Source organism: Pseudomonas sp. GL_103 (assembly GCF_057835175.1).
Map to the genome: position 1 here is coordinate 2,555,678 of NZ_CM174420.1, position 16,505 is coordinate 2,572,182.

General features: G+C 62.6%; 16 protein-coding genes. 10 read left to right on the forward strand and 6 right to left on the reverse strand.

What is annotated here, in order from left to right:
* The first annotated feature begins 117 nt into the window (after positions 1-117).
* The 6 genes from AC3IP0_RS11780 to nahK all read left to right on the forward strand — a co-directional run bounded on the left by AC3IP0_RS11780 (position 118) and on the right by nahK (position 7,956).
* Entirely contained in the window at positions 118-459 is a 342-nt protein-coding gene (locus tag AC3IP0_RS11780; protein WP_007976596.1) for an ArsR/SmtB family transcription factor, read from the forward strand.
* A gap of 167 nt (positions 460-626) precedes the next feature.
* Positions 627-1,871: an NAD(P)/FAD-dependent oxidoreductase gene (locus AC3IP0_RS11785; protein WP_489327477.1), complete on the forward strand. Its 1,245-nt coding sequence runs from the start codon at positions 627-629 to the stop codon at positions 1,869-1,871.
* Positions 1,872-1,880: 9 nt separating this feature from the next.
* Positions 1,881-2,687, forward strand: a complete 807-nt coding sequence (locus tag AC3IP0_RS11790) for a sulfite exporter TauE/SafE family protein (protein ID WP_489327478.1) — start codon at positions 1,881-1,883, stop codon at positions 2,685-2,687.
* A 209-nt stretch (positions 2,688-2,896) separates the two neighbouring features.
* The gene (locus AC3IP0_RS11795) at positions 2,897-4,081 is read left to right on the forward strand and encodes a porin (RefSeq protein WP_489327480.1); all 1,185 of its coding nucleotides are present in this window, start codon (positions 2,897-2,899) and stop codon (positions 4,079-4,081) included.
* Positions 4,082-4,235: 154 nt separating this feature from the next.
* On the forward strand, positions 4,236-5,393 hold the full coding sequence (gene nosP / locus AC3IP0_RS11800; protein WP_489327481.1) for a nitric oxide-sensing protein NosP: 1,158 nt from the start codon (positions 4,236-4,238) through the stop codon (positions 5,391-5,393).
* Positions 5,323-7,956 (forward strand): hybrid sensor histidine kinase/response regulator NahK/ErcS', encoded by a 2,634-nt coding sequence (nahK, locus tag AC3IP0_RS11805; protein ID WP_489327483.1) that lies wholly within the window; start codon positions 5,323-5,325, stop codon positions 7,954-7,956. The genes nosP and nahK overlap by 71 nt, the downstream gene beginning before the upstream one ends.
* 112 nt (positions 7,957-8,068) lie before the next feature.
* Here the strand turns inward: nahK and AC3IP0_RS11810 are convergent, their stop codons facing one another.
* The 6 genes from AC3IP0_RS11810 to AC3IP0_RS11835 all read right to left on the reverse strand — a co-directional run bounded on the left by AC3IP0_RS11810 (position 8,069) and on the right by AC3IP0_RS11835 (position 13,169).
* The gene (locus tag AC3IP0_RS11810) at positions 8,069-8,734 is read right to left on the reverse strand and encodes a response regulator transcription factor (protein WP_108215949.1); all 666 of its coding nucleotides are present in this window, start codon (positions 8,732-8,734) and stop codon (positions 8,069-8,071) included.
* Between the two features lie 56 nt (positions 8,735-8,790).
* Positions 8,791-9,348: a PQQ-dependent catabolism-associated CXXCW motif protein gene (locus tag AC3IP0_RS11815; protein WP_489319361.1), complete on the reverse strand. Its 558-nt coding sequence runs from the start codon at positions 9,346-9,348 to the stop codon at positions 8,791-8,793.
* Positions 9,349-9,478: 130 nt separating this feature from the next.
* On the reverse strand, positions 9,479-10,270 hold the full coding sequence (locus tag AC3IP0_RS11820) for an ABC transporter permease (RefSeq protein WP_477774563.1): 792 nt from the start codon (positions 10,268-10,270) through the stop codon (positions 9,479-9,481).
* On the reverse strand, positions 10,267-10,998 hold the full coding sequence (locus AC3IP0_RS11825) for an ABC transporter ATP-binding protein (RefSeq protein ID WP_489327486.1): 732 nt from the start codon (positions 10,996-10,998) through the stop codon (positions 10,267-10,269). Before AC3IP0_RS11825 ends, AC3IP0_RS11820 begins: the two co-directional genes overlap by 4 nt.
* Entirely contained in the window at positions 10,995-11,954 is a 960-nt protein-coding gene (locus AC3IP0_RS11830) for a YVTN family beta-propeller repeat protein (protein WP_489319363.1), read from the reverse strand. Before AC3IP0_RS11830 ends, AC3IP0_RS11825 begins: the two co-directional genes overlap by 4 nt.
* Positions 11,955-11,984: 30 nt before the next feature.
* Positions 11,985-13,169, reverse strand: coding sequence for an ABC transporter substrate-binding protein (locus AC3IP0_RS11835; protein WP_489319364.1), 1,185 nt, complete (start codon positions 13,167-13,169; stop codon positions 11,985-11,987).
* A gap of 210 nt (positions 13,170-13,379) precedes the next feature.
* On the opposite strand from AC3IP0_RS11835, the gene pedF reads away from it, so the two are divergent.
* Genes pedF through AC3IP0_RS11855 form a run of 4 tightly spaced genes read left to right on the forward strand, consistent with a single transcriptional unit; the run spans position 13,380 to position 16,447 of the window.
* Positions 13,380-13,841: a cytochrome c-550 PedF gene (gene pedF, locus AC3IP0_RS11840; protein ID WP_489319365.1), complete on the forward strand. Its 462-nt coding sequence runs from the start codon at positions 13,380-13,382 to the stop codon at positions 13,839-13,841.
* 3 nt (positions 13,842-13,844) lie between these two features.
* Complete coding sequence (locus AC3IP0_RS11845) at positions 13,845-14,720, forward strand: substrate-binding periplasmic protein (RefSeq protein WP_489319366.1); 876 nt, start codon at positions 13,845-13,847, stop codon at positions 14,718-14,720.
* Positions 14,721-14,730: 10 nt separating this feature from the next.
* Entirely contained in the window at positions 14,731-15,492 is a 762-nt protein-coding gene (locus AC3IP0_RS11850; RefSeq protein ID WP_489319367.1) for a quinoprotein dehydrogenase-associated SoxYZ-like carrier, read from the forward strand.
* Positions 15,493-15,508: 16 nt separating this feature from the next.
* Positions 15,509-16,447 carry a quinoprotein relay system zinc metallohydrolase 1 gene (locus AC3IP0_RS11855; RefSeq protein WP_489327488.1) on the forward strand — a complete coding sequence of 313 codons (939 nt, stop codon included), beginning with the start codon at positions 15,509-15,511 and terminating at the stop codon, positions 16,445-16,447.
* Positions 16,448-16,505 lie beyond the last annotated feature (58 nt).

Consider the following 16,505-nt stretch of genomic DNA (forward strand, 5'->3'; position numbering starts at 1 on the left):
GACACGAACCTGTGCAGGGGTAGAAAAGTCGGACGACGGAAAGTCAACCATGGGTTGCAACACTTTATGTAAAGACATAATGTTAGCAGCTTAAGTGACGTTGAAGGCATCCTGCAAATGCAATCCAGTCTGACCGAATGTGAAGTCGCCCAACTGCGCGCCTCGGCCTCCAAGGCGTGTGCGCTGCTCAAGGCCCTGGCCAATGAGGATCGCCTGTTGATCCTGTGCCAGCTGACCCAGGGCGAACGCAACGTAGGCGAGCTGGAAAAAATGACCGGCGTGCGCCAACCGACCCTGTCCCAGCAATTGGGGATCCTGCGCGATGAAGGACTGGTCGCCACCCGTCGTGAAGGCAAGTACATTTTTTACGGTCTCGCCAGTCACGAAGTGATCCAGGTGATGAAAACCCTCTCCGGGCTTTATTGCGGGGCGGTGCTTAAAAGCTGGGTACAACCTTGAATGCAGGCCAGCACACAAATCCAATGTGGGAGCGGGCTTGCTCGCGAAGACGTAGTGTCAGTCGACAACCTCATTGACTGATCCACCGCTTTCGCGAGCAAGCCCGCTCCCACAGGTTTTGTGGTTTGACTCGTAACAATCCTTGCGTGCAGCAAAAGGAACAAGCAATGAACGATCAACACTGGGGCCCATCCATCAGTGCAGATATCGTGGTCATCGGCGGCGGCACGGCGGGCATCGGCCTTGTCGCCAGCCTGCTCAAGCGTAGCCCGCATCTGAACATCACCGTGATCGAACCCGACTCCCGGCACTACTATCAACCGGCCTGGACGCTGGTCGGCGGCGGTACCTACAACGTGGAACACACCGTGCGGCCGATGGCGTCGGTGATGCCGCGCGGGGCCCATTGGCTACAGGCTGCCGTGACGGGCATCGATCCCGACAAGCGCCAGCTCACTCTCAGTGACGCGCGCACGGTCAGCTATCAAAACCTGGTGGTCTGCCCCGGCCTGCGCCTGGCCTGGGAGAAAATCGAAGGCCTGGAGGACACCCTCGGCCAGCACGGCGTGACCTCCAATTACAGCTACCGGCACGCGACCTACACCTGGGATCAGGTGCAGAAATTGCGCGGCGGCAAGGTGCTGTTCACCCAGCCGGGCATGCCGATCAAATGTGCTGGCGCGCCACAAAAGGCGCTGTACCTGTCCTGCGATCACTGGCGCAAGACCGGTGTGCTGGACAACATCGACGTCGAATTCAATCTGGCGGGTGCGGCGCTGTTCGGTGTGGCTACCTTTGTCCCGCCGCTGATGAAGTACATCGAGAAGTACAAAGCCCGGTTGGCCTTCAACTCCAACCTGGTCAAGGTCGACGGCCCGGCGAAAACCGCCTGGTTCGACGTCAGGGATGCCGATGGCAATGTCACCCTCCAGGCCAAAACCTTTGACCTGCTGCATGTCGTGCCGCCTCAGGTGGCCCCGGATTTCGTCGCCCGCAGTTCGCTGGCCGACACCGCCGGCTGGTGCGAGGTCGACCCCCACAGCCTGCAGCATCCGCGTTATCCCGGCGTCTTCGCGCTGGGTGATATCTGCGGCACCACCAATGCAAAAACCGCCGCGGCGGTGCGCAAGCAGATCGTGGTGGTGGCCGAAAACCTGCTGGCCTTGCGCAAGCAACAGCCGCTGCCGCTGAAGTACGACGGCTATGGTTCCTGTCCGCTGACGGTGGAGAAGGGCAAGGTGATCCTTGCCGAGTTCGGTTACGCGGGCAAGTTGCTGCCGACCTTTCCCCTTGACCCGACGATACCGCGCCGCTCGGCGTGGTGGCTGAAGGCGACACTGCTGCCGTGGTTCTACTGGAACGGCATGCTCCAGGGCCGCGAGTGGCTGACACGTGTGTCCAGGGTCGACTGAGAACTCCCTATGTTGCTGGCAAGTCTGTTTGGTGTAGTGATGGGGCTGGTGCTCGGCTTGACTGGCGCCGGCGGCGGTATCCTTGCGGTCCCGGCCCTGGTGTTGGGGTTGGGCTGGAGCATGACCCAGGCCGCTCCGGTGGCGTTGTTTGCGGTGGGCAGTGCGGCAGCGGTCGGTGCCATCGACGGCTTGCGCCATGGCCTGGTGCGTTATCGGGCGGCGCTGCTGATCGCGGCGTTGGGCGCGGTGTTTTCGCCGATGGGCATCTACTTTGCCCATCAATTGCCGGAAAAAATCCTGATGATCCTGTTCAGCCTGCTGATGGTCGTGGTGGCCGGGCGGATGTTGCGCCGCGAGCGTAAGGACCAGGGCCCCAGCGATCACGGTCAGGCCAACTGGGGCCAGAAGAACTGCATGCTCGATCAACAGACCGGGCGCTTTTCCTGGACCGCCAAATGCACTGCGACCCTCGCCGCGCTCGGGGCAGTGACCGGCGTGGTCTCTGGATTGCTGGGGGTGGGTGGCGGCTTTCTGATCGTCCCGGCCTTCAAGCAACTGACCGACGTGCAGATGCGCGGGATCGTTGCCACCTCGCTGATGGTGATCAGCCTGATTTCGGCCATCGGCGTGATTGGCGCCTTCCAGGCCGGAGTGCGCATCGACGGTTCGGGCATTGCTTTTATCGTCTCCAGCATCGTCGGCATGATCATCGGCCGTAAGCTCTGTGCCCGGGTGCCGGCGCGGGCGTTGCAGGTCGGGTTTGCCAGCATCTGCGTCGTGGTCGCCGCCTACATGCTGTTTCGGGCCAACGCCTAGCCGCTACCGGTTCCTGTGGACGCCACTCGGGTCCACAGGCCTACACCCTAAGTGGCGAGCCTCGCCGACCAGCGGTCTTACGCCATAGTGGTCACGCACCGCCGGCCCATCCAAAGCACCTGAAAACCACCCCCAAGGCAGCGTATGGCGCCGCCGGTCTGGTTTCGATAATCGCCTCCGACACTCAGTCCCCCGTTTCGGAGCGCGCCATGCACAACAATAAGAACGTCACGCATCGTTTTCTGCCGGCCTTCATCGCCAGCCTGTCTGCCCTTGGCCTGAGCCCGGTGGCCGAGGCGGATATCATGCTGTACGACAAGGACCAGACCACGTTCTCCACCGACGGCTACATCAACGCCTTCTACGTGAACAGCGATGTCGACCGCGCCGGCGATCAGTTCGACCGTCGGCAGTCACGGGTCAAGATGGGCTTTCTGCCCAACTACCTGGGCTTCAACATGGGCAAGCAGGTGGACGATCTCAAGCTCGGTGCCCGCGCCTCGTTCTGGGTCACCATCAACGACAGTCAAACCAACGGCACCGACACCGCCATCGATGTGCGGCAGTTCTTCGGCACCGTGGCCAACCCGGAATGGGGCGAAGTGCTGATCGGCAAGGACTTCGGGCTGTTCGCCCGTTCCAACATCCTGCTCGACGAAATGCTCGCCGGTTACGGCCAGGTCAGCGATACGCTGGGGCTGGTGGATGGCGGCGGGGTGTCGTTCGGCAACATTGGCACCGGTTACCCGTATCCGTTCCCGACCTCGCAGATCACCTATCGCACCCCGGTGATGGACGGTCTGCGCGTGGCGGTCGGCATCATGGACCCGGTGGACACCAACGACAGCAGCCCGACGGGCAAGGCCTATCAGGAAAACCCGCGTACCGAGAGCGAAGTCACCTATCAGTTCGACCTGGCCGGGGCCAAGATCTACAGCTGGGTCAACGGCAGCTACCAGACCTCGGACAACACCGATTCCACGGTCGAGACCGTCACCTCCAAGGGTGTCGGTTATGGCGTGCAGGCGAAGATGGGCGGCTTGTCCCTCACCGGGTCCGGCTTCCAGGCCAAGGGCATCAACCCGTTTTTCACCAACAATGCCGGCGAGCCGACCCTGCGCAACGTCGACAGCGACGGCTACCTGATGCAGGGCTCCTACAAACTGGGCAAGAACCGCCTGGCCTTGTCCTACGGCAAGACCAATGACGATGGCAACGGCGTGGTCGGCAGCGGCGCGGACTACGAGACCCGCGGCATCGCGTTGTTCCATGACGTGAACGACAACCTCAAGCTGGTGGCCGAGTACAACCAATTCGAAATCAACGGCCACGACACCGATGAGCAGAACGAAGACACCGACACCTTCGCCGTGGGCGCGGTGCTGACCTGGTAATCCCGGGAGGTGGCCCTGGCCGTGCGCATCGCGGTGAGGGTCGCCAACCGTCTCATCCCATCGAAGCGGCTACCCGCTACCCAAGTAGCATTCGTCGCACCCCACAGACTTCGTACACTCGTGCCTCATACACATGCACCTGCGGGAGGTAAGGATGCAGCAGAGCGAAGGCGTCGTCAGTGCAATGTCCCAGGCCACCGATGCCCGGCAGGTCGCGCAGGAACTGGCGCGACAGTTGTTGCATCCGCACCTGGGGTTCGTGCTGTTCTTCTGTTCCGCCGAGTACGACTTGCAGGCGCTGGGCCAGGCCTTGCAGCAAAGCTTCGGCGGCATTCGCCTGGCGGGCTGCACCAGCGCCGGGGAAATCACCCCGCTGGGCTACGGGCGCAATTGCGTGACGGCGGTGGGTTTCGATCACCGGCACTTTTCCATCGCGATCGAGCTGATCGACCAGATGGAGCACTTCAGCCTGATCGACGCCCAGCAAATGGTCGAGCGCCTGGTCAGTGGCTGTCGCAGCAACACCCTGGCCCCGATCAAGGGCAACAGCTTTGCCCTGACCCTGCTCGATGGCCTGTCCAGCCGTGAAGAGATGGTCCTGGCGGCCTTGAGCGCGGCACTGGGCGACATTCCGCATTTCGGCGGCTCGGCCGGCGACGATAACTACCTGACCCACACCCATGTGTACTTCGATGGTGAGTTCCACAGCGGCGCGGCCGTGGTGGTACTGGTCAATACCTGGCTGGATTTCGAAGTGTTCACCACCCACCACGTGCTGCCCCGCGCCGAGAAGCTGGTGGTCACCGGGGCCGACAGCACCTTGCGCCGGGTCTTCGAACTCAATGCCGAGCCGGCTGCCGAGGAGTACGCCCGGCACATCGGCGTGCCGGTGGCGCAGCTCGATCACCGGGTCTTCGCCGCGCACCCGTTGGCGGTGCGGATCAACCAGCAGTACTACGTGCGGGCCATCCAGCAGGTGCATCCGGACCTGAGCCTGAGTTTCTACTGCGCCGTGGAAAACGGCATCGTCCTCACCGCCATGACCCCGGGGCCGATGCTGCCGAACCTGCAGAGCCTGTTCGAGGGGTTGCAGGAGCGCCTGGGCGATTTGCTGCTGACCATCGGTTGCGACTGTTTCCTGCGGCGTCTGGAGCTCGAAGACGACGGCAGTCTTGATCAGATCGGAACGTTTTTGCGTAAGCAACGGGTGATGGGTTTCAACACCTACGGAGAACAGTTCAATGGCATGCACATCAACCAGACCTTCACCGGCGTTGCCATTGCCCGTGGCCGTGCCCCAGGACATCGCTGAGCTGCAGGCCGAACTGGCCAGGCTGCGCCTGGAAAACCACAAACTGCAGCGCATCAATGGCGCGCTGATCGAACGGGTCGAGTCCGGGGGAACCCGCGGCAACGATCCGTACGCGGCATTCCAGCATTCGGTGGTGCTGGCCGAGCAAGTGCGCGAACGCACCGATGCCCTGAACCAGGCCATGGCCGAACTCAAGGCCGGTAATCATTTGCTCAGCGAAGCCCGCCTGCGCGCGGAAACCGCGCATCAACACCTGATCGATGCTATCGAAAGCATTTCCGACGCCTTCGTGCTGTTCGACGCCGAGCAGCGCATCGTGCTGTTCAACAGTCGCTTCAAGGCGTTCTGGAGCAACAGCCGGGTGCGGATCAACGCCGGCATGCGCCTGACCGAGGTCAAGCGGCTGATGATGAACAACGCCCTGTTCACCGAAGAGCCTCGCGGGCATGCCGACGAAAACCTGCTTTACCGCCTGCAGAACGGGCGTTGGCTGCAAGTCAGCGAGCGGCCGACCCAGGAAGGGGGGCGGGTGATTCTGTTCACCGACATTACCGACGTCAAACTCAGCGAAACCATGCGCCGTGAGCAGGCGGTGGCGCAGAAATCGCACCTGTTGCAGCGGGCGGTCGACAACCTGTCCCAAGGGGTGGCGATGGTCAGCGCCGAGGGCATCCTGGAATTGTGGAACCGGCGCTTCCTGGAATTGAGCGGCCTGGCGCCGGTGGCGGCCCATCGCCCGTTTGCCGAAGTGATCGCCGACAGCGAGTTGAACCTGTTGACCCCGGCCAGTCGCGATGGCAACGGACGACCGGTAAGGGAATGCGAGCAGCGCCTGTACGATGGCCGGGTCCTGGAAATCCGCACCCATCCGTTGCCCACCGGCGGTTTCGTCAACACCTTCACCGACATCACCGAACGCTACCAGCACGCCGAGGCGCTGAGTGAAAGCGAACACTGGATTCGCCTGATCACCGATCACGTACCGGCATTGATTGCCTACCTCAATGCCGACCTGGTCTACGAATTCACCAACAAGGTCTACGAAGAGTGGTACTGCTGGCCCCGGGGCGTGATGCTCGGCCAGAGCCTGCGCGAAGTGCACAGCGAGCAGCATTACCAGCGGCTGGAGTCCTACGTGGCCAGGGCGCTGGCCGGCGAGAGCGTGACCTTCGAGTTCGCCGAAACCAACGTCAACAACCAGGAGCGCTACATGCTGCGTTCCTATGTGCCCAACCGTCTGGCCAGTGGCGAGGTGGTGGGGATTTTCGTGCTGATCCGCGACATCACCGAACGCCGGCGCACCGCCGAGGCGCTGCATCAGGCGTATCAGAACCTGGAGCTGCGGGTACGCGAGCGCACGGCGGAATTGACCACCCTCAACGACCAGTTGCTGCGCGAGATCGATGAGCGGCGCCTGGTCGAGTCACGCTTGCGCGAGGCCAAGCAGGAAGCCGAGCAGGCCAACCTGTCGAAAACCAAGTTCCTCGCCGCCGTCAGCCATGACCTGCTGCAACCGTTGAATGCCGCGCGCCTGTTTACCAGTGCCTTGCTGGAACGGCGCGAGCCGATGTCCAGCGAGATTCTGGTGCGCAATGTGAGCAATTCCCTGGAAGACGTGGAGAACCTGCTCGGCACCCTGGTGGATATTTCCAAGCTCGATGCGGGGGTGATCAAGGCCGACATTGCGCCGTTCGCCCTCAGTGAACTGCTGGACAACCTGGCCGCCGAATACACCCAGGTGGCGCGCAGTGAAGGCCTTCAGCTGCACTTCATCGGCTGTTCGGCGCTGGTGCGCAGCGACATCCAGTTGCTGGCACGGATTCTGCGCAACCTGCTGAGCAATGCGATTCGTTATACCTACAGCGGTCGCGTGGTGCTCGGTTGCCGGCGGCATCATCAATGCCTGACGATCGAAGTCTGGGACAGCGGCATGGGCATTGCCGAGCATCGCCTGGAGGAGATTTTCCAGGAGTTCAAGCGCGGTGATGTGCAGCGACCCGATCAGGATCGCGGCCTGGGCCTGGGCCTGGCGATCGTCGAGAAAATTGCCGGCATCCTCGGGCATCCCATTCATGTGCGCTCGTGGCCGGGCCGGGGTTCGATGTTCTCGGTCGAAGTACCGTTGAGCGCCACTGCGCCGAAACCGCCGCCGACGTTGCAGATGAGCGAGCCGATGCTGGAGCGCCTGCGGGGTGCGCGGATATGGGTGCTGGATAATGACGCGACCATCTGTGCCGGCATGCGCACCTTGCTGGAGGGGTGGGGGTGTCGGGTGGTGACGGCGCTGTCGGAGGAGGACCTGGCGCGGCAAGTGGACAACTACCACGCCGAGGCGGATCTGCTGATTGCCGACTACCACCTGGATAACGATCAGAACGGTGTCGATGCGGTGGCAAGAATCAATGCCCGTCGTGCCTCACCGATTCCGGCGATGATGATAACGGCCAACTACAGCAATGAACTCAAGCAGCAGATCCGCGAACTGGGTCACACCCTGATGCACAAGCCGGTGCGGCCGATGAAGCTGAAGACGGCGATGAGTCATTTGCTCGGTCGGCCTTGAGTTTTCTGGTGCGCTCACGGGCCTCTTCGCGAGCAAGCCCGCTCCCACAGGTACATCGCTGTCCTTGTGGGAGCGGGCTTGCTCGCGAAAGGGGCGCCGCGGTCTGGCTGACTCAACGCCGCAGATAAGACCCGAAATCAATATCCCCGGCACTCAGGATCGCTTGCACCCGGTTGTGCACGTTGAGCTTGCGCAGGATCGCCGAGACGTGGGCCTTGACCGTGGTCTCGGCGATTTCCAGGGTGTAGGCGATCTGCTTGTTCGATTCGCCCTTGGTCATGCGTTCCAGCACCTGCAGTTGCTTGCGGGTCAGGGCCTGGAGCAGTTCGGGCGGGAAGCTCGGGGTGTCGTTCATCCGCCGGTGGGTGCTGCTTTTGGCGGTGCGGATGATGTCCGGGGGCAGGTAGACATTGCCATTGAGAATCTGCTGGATCGCATCGGTCATCTGGGTGCGGGGTGACGACTTGGTGATGAAACCCACCGCGCCGTAGGTGATGGCTTGCAGCACGATCTGTTTGTCCTGCTCGGCGGAGACAATCACCACCGGAATGGTCGGCGCTTCGTTGCGCAGGTTGATCAGGCCATTGAGGCCGTGCATGCCGGGCATGTTCAGGTCGAGCAGGATCAGGTCCAGGTCGTCGTGTTCCTGGGTCAGTGCCAGGGCGCTGTCCAGGTCGGCGGTTTCCATCACTTCGCTGCCGGCAAAACCGTCGCTGATGACGTTGTGGATGGCTTCGCGAAACAGCGGGTGATCGTCGGCAATCAGGATTTTGTACATGGCCTTTCACCTCATTATTTTGATTATGGTGTGGCAACTGCGTGCACGCGTAAAGCTCAGGGAAAGGGTTCGGGCCGGGCGGGCGAAACCGGCAGATTGGCCGCTTGCCAGGCGTCCAGGCCATCGCGATACCAATACAGAGTCTTATAGCCCATGGTGGCCGCGCGTTTGACTGCGTTCCAGCTCAACCAGCAGTCGGAGCGGCAGTAGAAGACCAGCGGTTGCGTCGAGTCGCCGGCGGTCAGCTTTTTCAGGTTGGCGGCGAAGTAGTCCTGCCATTGCGGTGTCAGCTCACCGTCGCCGGTGTTGGCCAGCCAATGGCTGCCGGGCAGGTTTTCATGGGGCTGGTCTTCGATGAATTGCCCTTGCAGCCACTGACGGCGGTAGACGTCGATCAGCACCGGGCGTGGGGTTTGGTTGAGCAGGGTTTGCAGGGCGCGGGTGTCGACAATGGTTGCGCCTTGCAGCTGGTCGGGCGTCGGGCTGCGGTACAGGCCGATGCGATAGCCCTCGGTGGAGAACAGCGCGGTGTCGGCCTGCGCGGTGCTCAGCAGCAGGCCCAGGGACAGGGCGGCGAGAGCAGGGCGCAACAGGCAACGTCGGGCACGTGGCATGGGTTCAGTCCTTATAGTTATGGACCTATTACATGCCAGTCGGGGGGCGTTGGGAATGCGACGATAGACAGGGAAACCAGTACTAAAGTAGTAATTTCACCCTGTTCAATGAAGATCCCCTGTGGGGTAATTAGTTGGCTTTGCGCAAGGCCGCATGCTGCGGGTTGAAGGTCAGTACGGCGAGCAACGCGAACAGCAGCGTCAGCCCCGTGCACACCGCCAGTGCCAACGGATTGAAGCGTTCATACAGGGCAAAACGCACCAGCTCCACTGCATGGGTAAACGGATTCACCGCGCACAGCCAATACAGCCACTCGCTGGCCTCGCGCATCTTCCACAGCGGATACAGCGCCGATGACAGGAAAAACAGCGGGAAGATCACGAAATTCATCACCCCGGCAAAGTTCTCCAGCTGGCGGATCGCGTTCGACAGCAACAGGCCCAATGCGCTGAGCATCAACGCCACCAGCAGCAGGGCCGGCAACGCCAGCAACAGCCCCATGGCTGGTGGCCGCACGCCGTAGACCCAGGCAATTGCCAGGAACGCATACACCTGCAACAGCGAAATCAGCGAAGTGGCCAACAGTTTGCTGCACAGCAGAAAGGTGCGGGGCAGGGGGCTGGTCAGCAGCACGCGCATGCTGCCCATCTCGCGGTCGTAGACCATCGACAGTGAGCCCTGCATGCCGTTGAACAGCAGGATCATGCAGGCCAGCCCGGGAATGATGTAGACCTCATAGGGGATGTAGGTGTCGTAGGGCTCGATGATCGCGATCCCCAGCGCTGCGCGAAAACCCGCAGCGAACACCAGCAGCCACAGCAGCGGCCGCACCAGGGCGCTGAGAAACCGCGTGCGTTGCAGCACAAAGCGCAGCCATTCGCGCAGCACGATACCGCTAAAACATTGCCAGTAAGCGTTCATTGGGCAGCTCCTGATGTCGTAAGGCGGGTGAAGGCCGAACCGAGGTCACCGCCGTGTTCCAGGCTCAGGGCATCGGCCTGTCCGCTGGCCACCAGCCGGCCTTGATGCAGGATCAGCAAGTCATCGCTGGGCTGCACTTCGTCGAGCAGGTGGGTGGTCCAGAGCACGCTGATGCGCTCTTCGCGACACAGGTTGCGTATGTGCTGGTTGAGCGCCAGGCGACTCGCCGGGTCGAGGCCGACACTGGCTTCGTCGAGCAGCAACAGACGCGGCTCGTGCAACAGGGCGCGGGCAATTTCCACCCGGCGACGATGGCCGCCATTGAGTTCACGCACCCGTTCGCGGCGACGGTCGGTCAGGGCCTGGCGGGCCAGTTCGGCGTCGACCCGAAGGTCGGTCTGGCGCCGGGACAAACCGTGCAGCGCGGCGTGATAACGCAAGTTCTGTTCGACGCTGAGGTCCAGGTCCAGGGTGCTTTGCTGGAACACCACGCCCAATTGCCTGAGTGCCGGGCGTGCCGCGCTGCGCAATGAATTACCACCGACGCGGATCTCGCCGTGCTGCAGATCATAGAGCCGGGTCAGCAGGGCAATCAGGGTCGACTTGCCCGCGCCGTTGGGGCCCAGCAGCGCGGCGAAACGCCCGGGCTCCAGGCTGAAACTCACCTTGCGCAAGGCCTCTCGAGCACCGTAGGCGAAACTCAGGTCGCTGACTTCAAGGGCGTTCATGGCGTCACCACCACGCCCCAGGGGTAGCGCCCGACCTTCACCGATTTACTGACCTTGAGGCTGTCGACATCGATCACCGAGACATCGCCGCTGACGCCATTGGTGGCCAGCAGTTGCTTCTGATCCGGTGTGAATGCCATCTGCCAGACCCGTCGACCCACCAGCAGGTAATCGAGAATCTCGAAGGTCTTGGCATCGATCACCGCCACATGATTGGCCGGGCCGAGGGCGACGAAGCCGTACTTGCCATCGGTGCTGAGCTTGATGCCGACCGGCTGGACCTTGTCCGGGTGCACGCCCTTGATCTGGAAGTTCAGGGTCTTGAGCACGGTGCGGCTGGCCACATCGAGAATGGTCACGGTGCCGCCGATTTCCGCCGAGGCCCAGAGCTGTGCACCATTGGGGGAGAACTCGACGAAACGCGGGCGCTGGTCCACCAGGGTGCTGTCGGCCAGGGTCTGGGTGCCGGTGTCGATCCAGTGCAGCATGTTGGTGGTTTCGCTGGTGTTGACCGCCCACTTGCCGTCAGGGCTGACGGCCATGCCTTCAGGTTCGACGCCGACGTTGATCTGGCCGAGCACCTTGGAAGTCTCGGTGTCGATCACCGTGACCAGCGCATCGTCTTCGTTGGAGACGTACAACCAGCGATTGTTCGGGTGCAGGGCGAATTGCTCGGGGTCTTTGCCCGAGGGCAATTCCTTGATGATCTTGCGCGTGGCCACGTCCATCACCTGGACCCGGTCCGAGTCACTGGCGCAGATGTACAGCAGCTTGTTGTCATGGGACAGCAGCAGGCCGCGGGGGCGCTGGCCGACGGGCAGGGTGTCGGTGACTTGCAGGGTCTGCAGGTCGATCAGGCTCAGGCTGTTGTCCTTTTCGTTGGAGACCCAGGCAGTGCTGGCAACGGCATGGCCAGCGGCGAGCAGCAAGGTGCAAGAGAGCAGGGTGCGGCGCATGGCGGATTCCTTGTTGTTGTGATTATCGGGTCAGGGAAAACGGCAGCTGACCTCGGGTTTGTCGTAGCCCAGGCTGTCCATCTCGTTGAACGGGTGCAGAAAGCCGTCCTGGGGTGACGTACTCACCAGCGCCCGGGGCTGGACAATGGGGATCGGCTGGCGCAACTGGCCGTTCCACGGCCGATAGCTGAGCTTGCGACCCTTGAAACCGTCGAGGGGCAACTGGTCGCTGATTTCCAGCGTACGGATCGCCATCGGCTCGGCCTGGCGCAGTTTGCTCACGGCGCTGGCAATACTGCGCACGGCCATCCATGCGGCGAAATCGCGGTCATTCATCCAGCGCCCGGTCAGGGCTTCGAAGCGTTTTTGCAGCTGCGCGGCGCCGTAGGTCTCCACGGTCTTGTGCCAGCCCGCCGGGGTCAGGCCCTGGGTGCCGGCGACCGGGCGCGGGTACCAGGTCTGGTAGGGCACGTATTCACCGAAGTCGCCGCGTTCATCGGCCACCAGTACCACGTCGTACTCGGCGGTCTGGGTGAACAGCGGCATGTCGGCCTGGGCGCTGCGGCGTTGGTCGTTATCGAAGCTCCAGGGTTTTTCCGCCACCAGTTGCAAGCCAAAGCGCTTGGCCCCGCGGCGCAGGGCGGCGGCATAGGCTTGATCGTCCGGCGTCGGGCCGACAATCAGCAGCGCCCGCTGCCATTTGCGCAGCACCAGAAACTGCGCCAGTGCATCGGCAAGCATCGCCCGGCTCGGCAAGGTGTGCAGCACGTTCGGCAGGCAATCGGTGGTGCGCAGGTTGTCATCGGGGCTACCGGCGTTGAACAACAGACTGTCGGGCAGTGCTGCACTCAATTGGCGCAGGCTGGTCGCGGGGGCATTCACCACAAACAGGCGCAGGCCCTGTTCATGCTGCACCTTTGCCGCTTCGAGCAAGGCTTCGGAGCTGTCGACACTGGCGCTGACCAGGCTGTAGCCGTGGTTGAGAAAACGCCCGGTGCTGTTGCTGTCGGTGATCGCCAGTTCGGCGCCGCGCAGCCCGGCATCGGTGGGCTCGGGGATGACGTTCGACAGCAACGGGCCGGGGTCGGGGCGATAACCCAGGTAGCCGATCCGCACCTGCAAGGGCGCATCGGCGGCCTGGCTCTGGGTGGCCAGGCCGGCGGCGCAGGCAATCGCCAGCAGGTAGATCAAGGCGTAAGGGATGAGCTGGCGCATAGGGCACTCCATTACTGGTAGCGCCAGCTTAGGTAGCCCGTGAAGCTGAGGAAATATGCAGAAAGTACCGGTGGTGTCCATCCAGCGCCTTACTACCAAGGGACTAGGTGGCGACCACCAAAGCAGCATGGGGTGAGTGCGATGCCGTTTCTAAGATGGCTGCCATAGCCTCTGCCAAGAGGTTTTGCGTGCAATCCAGAGGGCATAACAATGACAACAAAACGCAACGCCTTGCTCGTGACCGGGCTAGTGGCCAGTTTGATCAGTGCAGGCTCCGTCTGGGCCCACGGCAATGTGGTGCCACAGGCTGTCGCCACCCAGGGCCTGACCCCGATCAAGGACGCCGGTGTGCAACTCGATGCCGATGGCTGGGCCGCGGTGAACCCGTATCGCACTGCCCCGGAACACGACAAGGCGGTGGAAATCGGCGCCTCGGCCTACACCCAGAACTGCGCGGCCTGCCATGGCCTGGAAGCCAAGTCCGGCGGTATCGCCCCCGACTTGCGCATGCTCGATGTCGGTGAGTCGGGCGATGAGTGGTTCGCCGAGCGGGTGCGCCATGGCGCGGTGCGCGACGGTCGGGTGTACATGCCGAAGATGGCCGACTACCTGAGCCAGGAAGCCCTGTGGGCGGTGCGCACTTATCTGGACACTGTGCACGTCGAGGAGTGACCCATGCGCCTGCTCGCGGTGTTGATCAGCGCTCTGTGGCTGTGCTGCCAGGCGGCGCAGGCGCAGGTTCGCAACTACGACGAAATGATCGCCGCCGGGGAGCTGAAGGTGGCGGTCTACAAGGACTTCGCTCCCTACAGTTTTGAAAGCGCCGGCCAGCCTCGCGGCGTCGATGTCGAACTCGCCGAGGCCCTGGCCAAGGCGCTCGGCGTACGCCTGACGCTGATCTGGGCGCCGGCGGGAGAAAAGCTCGACGACGACCTGCGCGATTACATCTGGCGTGCCAGTGCCTTGCACAACCAGCAACTGGCCGACCTGATGATGCGCGTGCCATATGACCGTGACTACGCGCAGAAGCGCAACGAGTTCGGCGAACTGGTCAACGGCCAAGTGGTGATGTTCGGTCCGTACCAGAACGAACAATGGCAGGTGGCCTATGACCGCCGGCGGCTGGACAAAGTCGCCAGCGTCGCGGTGTTCGAGCAACACCCGATTGGTGTCGAAGTCGACAGCGTGCCGTCGTTCTACCTGACCTCGGTGTTCAACGGCATGCTCGCCGGCAAGACCCATCACTATCCAGGCGTACCCCAGGCGTTTGCCGCGATGAAGGCCGGTGAGGTCGACGCGGTGATGGCCATGCGCGGCGAAATCGACTGGCAAGTCCATGAAGCGGCCGACCCGCAAGTGGCACTGGCGCAGAACGCCTACCCGAACATGGGCAAGCAGCTCTGGGAAATCGGCATGGCGGTGCACGAAAGCAACCGGCAACTGGCCTATGCCGTGGAAGAAGCACTGGAAGCGCTGATCCGCGAGGGCTCGGTGAAGACCATCTACGGCCATTACGGTCTGCGTTACGACGTGCCCGAGATGTATCAATAAGGAGCAGGCGATGAAATGGCGAGGGAGTTGTCTGTTGGCCTGCTGGTTAAGCCTGGCGGCACAGGCTGGCGCTATCGATCCCGGCAAAGACCCGGTGCCATCGGTGATGTGGGCCTTCTATCAGCAGCAGTTCCTGGGCAATGCGCCGTTCGTTTTCGATGAGCGGGTCAAGCTGCTGGCGCCGCCGTTTGCCGAAGATGCCCGGCAGGTGCCGCTGGAAATCGACGCCCGGGCGTTCAAGGGCGAGGTGGTGAAAATCCTTGCCTGGGCAGAGCTGAACCCGTTGCCGAAAATCGTCGACTTCCAGCCGCTGGATTCGGTTTTGCCCTGGCTGTCGTTGCGCATTCGCATCGAACAGGCCACGCCCTTGCGCGCGGCGGTGTTGACCCGCGACGGCGTGTGGCATGTCGGTTCGACCCTGATCGACGCAGCGGGTGGCGGCTGCACCGCGCCGAGCGTGGTGCGCACTCAACCGGGCTGGGAAGAGCACATCGGCGAAGTGCTCGGCGGTCGTTATCCCCGGGGCGAGTTCAGCCGTTTGCGGTTGCAGGTGGCCCATCCCATGGACAACGGCATGGTCAGCGGTATTCCGGAATTCTTCATCAACCATGCCGAGCTGCGCGACCACAACGAGCAAGTGCTGGCCCGGCTGGAGCTGTTTCCGGCGGTCAGCGAAAACCCCAACCTGGCCTTCGACATCGAGGGGGCAGGGCAAACGCGCCTGCTGCTACGGGACAACAGCGGCAATGAGTTCGATGCGTCGATCCCCTGATCTCAAGGAGCGTGGCATGCGCTGGATCCTGTTGATGGTGCTGAGCGTCAGTCTGCCGGCCCTGGCCGATCTCGAATATTCACTCATGCCTCGGCAGATCGCCCAGGACACCTGGCTGCTGGAAGGCAGCACCGATAATTTCGCCAAGGCCAACGGCGGCAACATCGTCAACACCGCGTTTATCGTCACTGAACGCGGAGTGGTGGTGATCGACACCGGCCCGTCGAAGCGTTATGGCGAAGCGATGCGCAAGGCCATTGCCGCCACCACCGATAAACCGGTGATCGAGGTCTTGCTGACCCATCACCACCCGGACCATGTGCTGGGCAATCAAGCCTTCAGCGACGTACCGATCGGCGCCTTGGCCGGCACCACCGAGTTGTTGCATCAGCAAGGTGATGCCATGGCCGAGAATATGTACCGGATGGTCGGCGACTGGATGCGTGGCACCGAAGTGGTGTTGCCGACGCAGACGCTGACACCCGGCGTGAAAAGTTTTGGGAATCACGATCTGCGCCTGCTGAGCCTGGGTGGGCATACGGGCGCGGATCTGGCTATTCTCGACCAGCAAACCGGCGTGCTGTTTGCCGGGGACCTGGTGTTTTATCAACGGGCGCTGACCACGCCCAACAGTTCGGGCCTGGCAGTGTGGCTGGCGGACATCGCCACCCTGCAAGGCTTGCCCTGGACGCAGGTCGTGCCGGGCCATGGGCCGGTGTCGAGCGATCCACAACCCTTCGAGCAAATGCGTGATTACCTGGCCTGGCTCGATCAGTTGATGCGCGACGGCGCCGCCAATGGCAGCGAGATGGCCGAGATGATCCGCAGCCCCATCCCCGAACGTTTCGCCGGGATCAACCTGAGTCGCTACGAACTGATCCGCAGCGTCAGCCATCTGTACCCGCGCTACGAGCGTGAGCGGATGACGCGGGTGGATTCTCCCGCGCAAAAGTGAGTAAACACAGACCCCCTGTGGGAGCGGGCTTGCTCGCGAAGAGGCCGGCACATTCGAC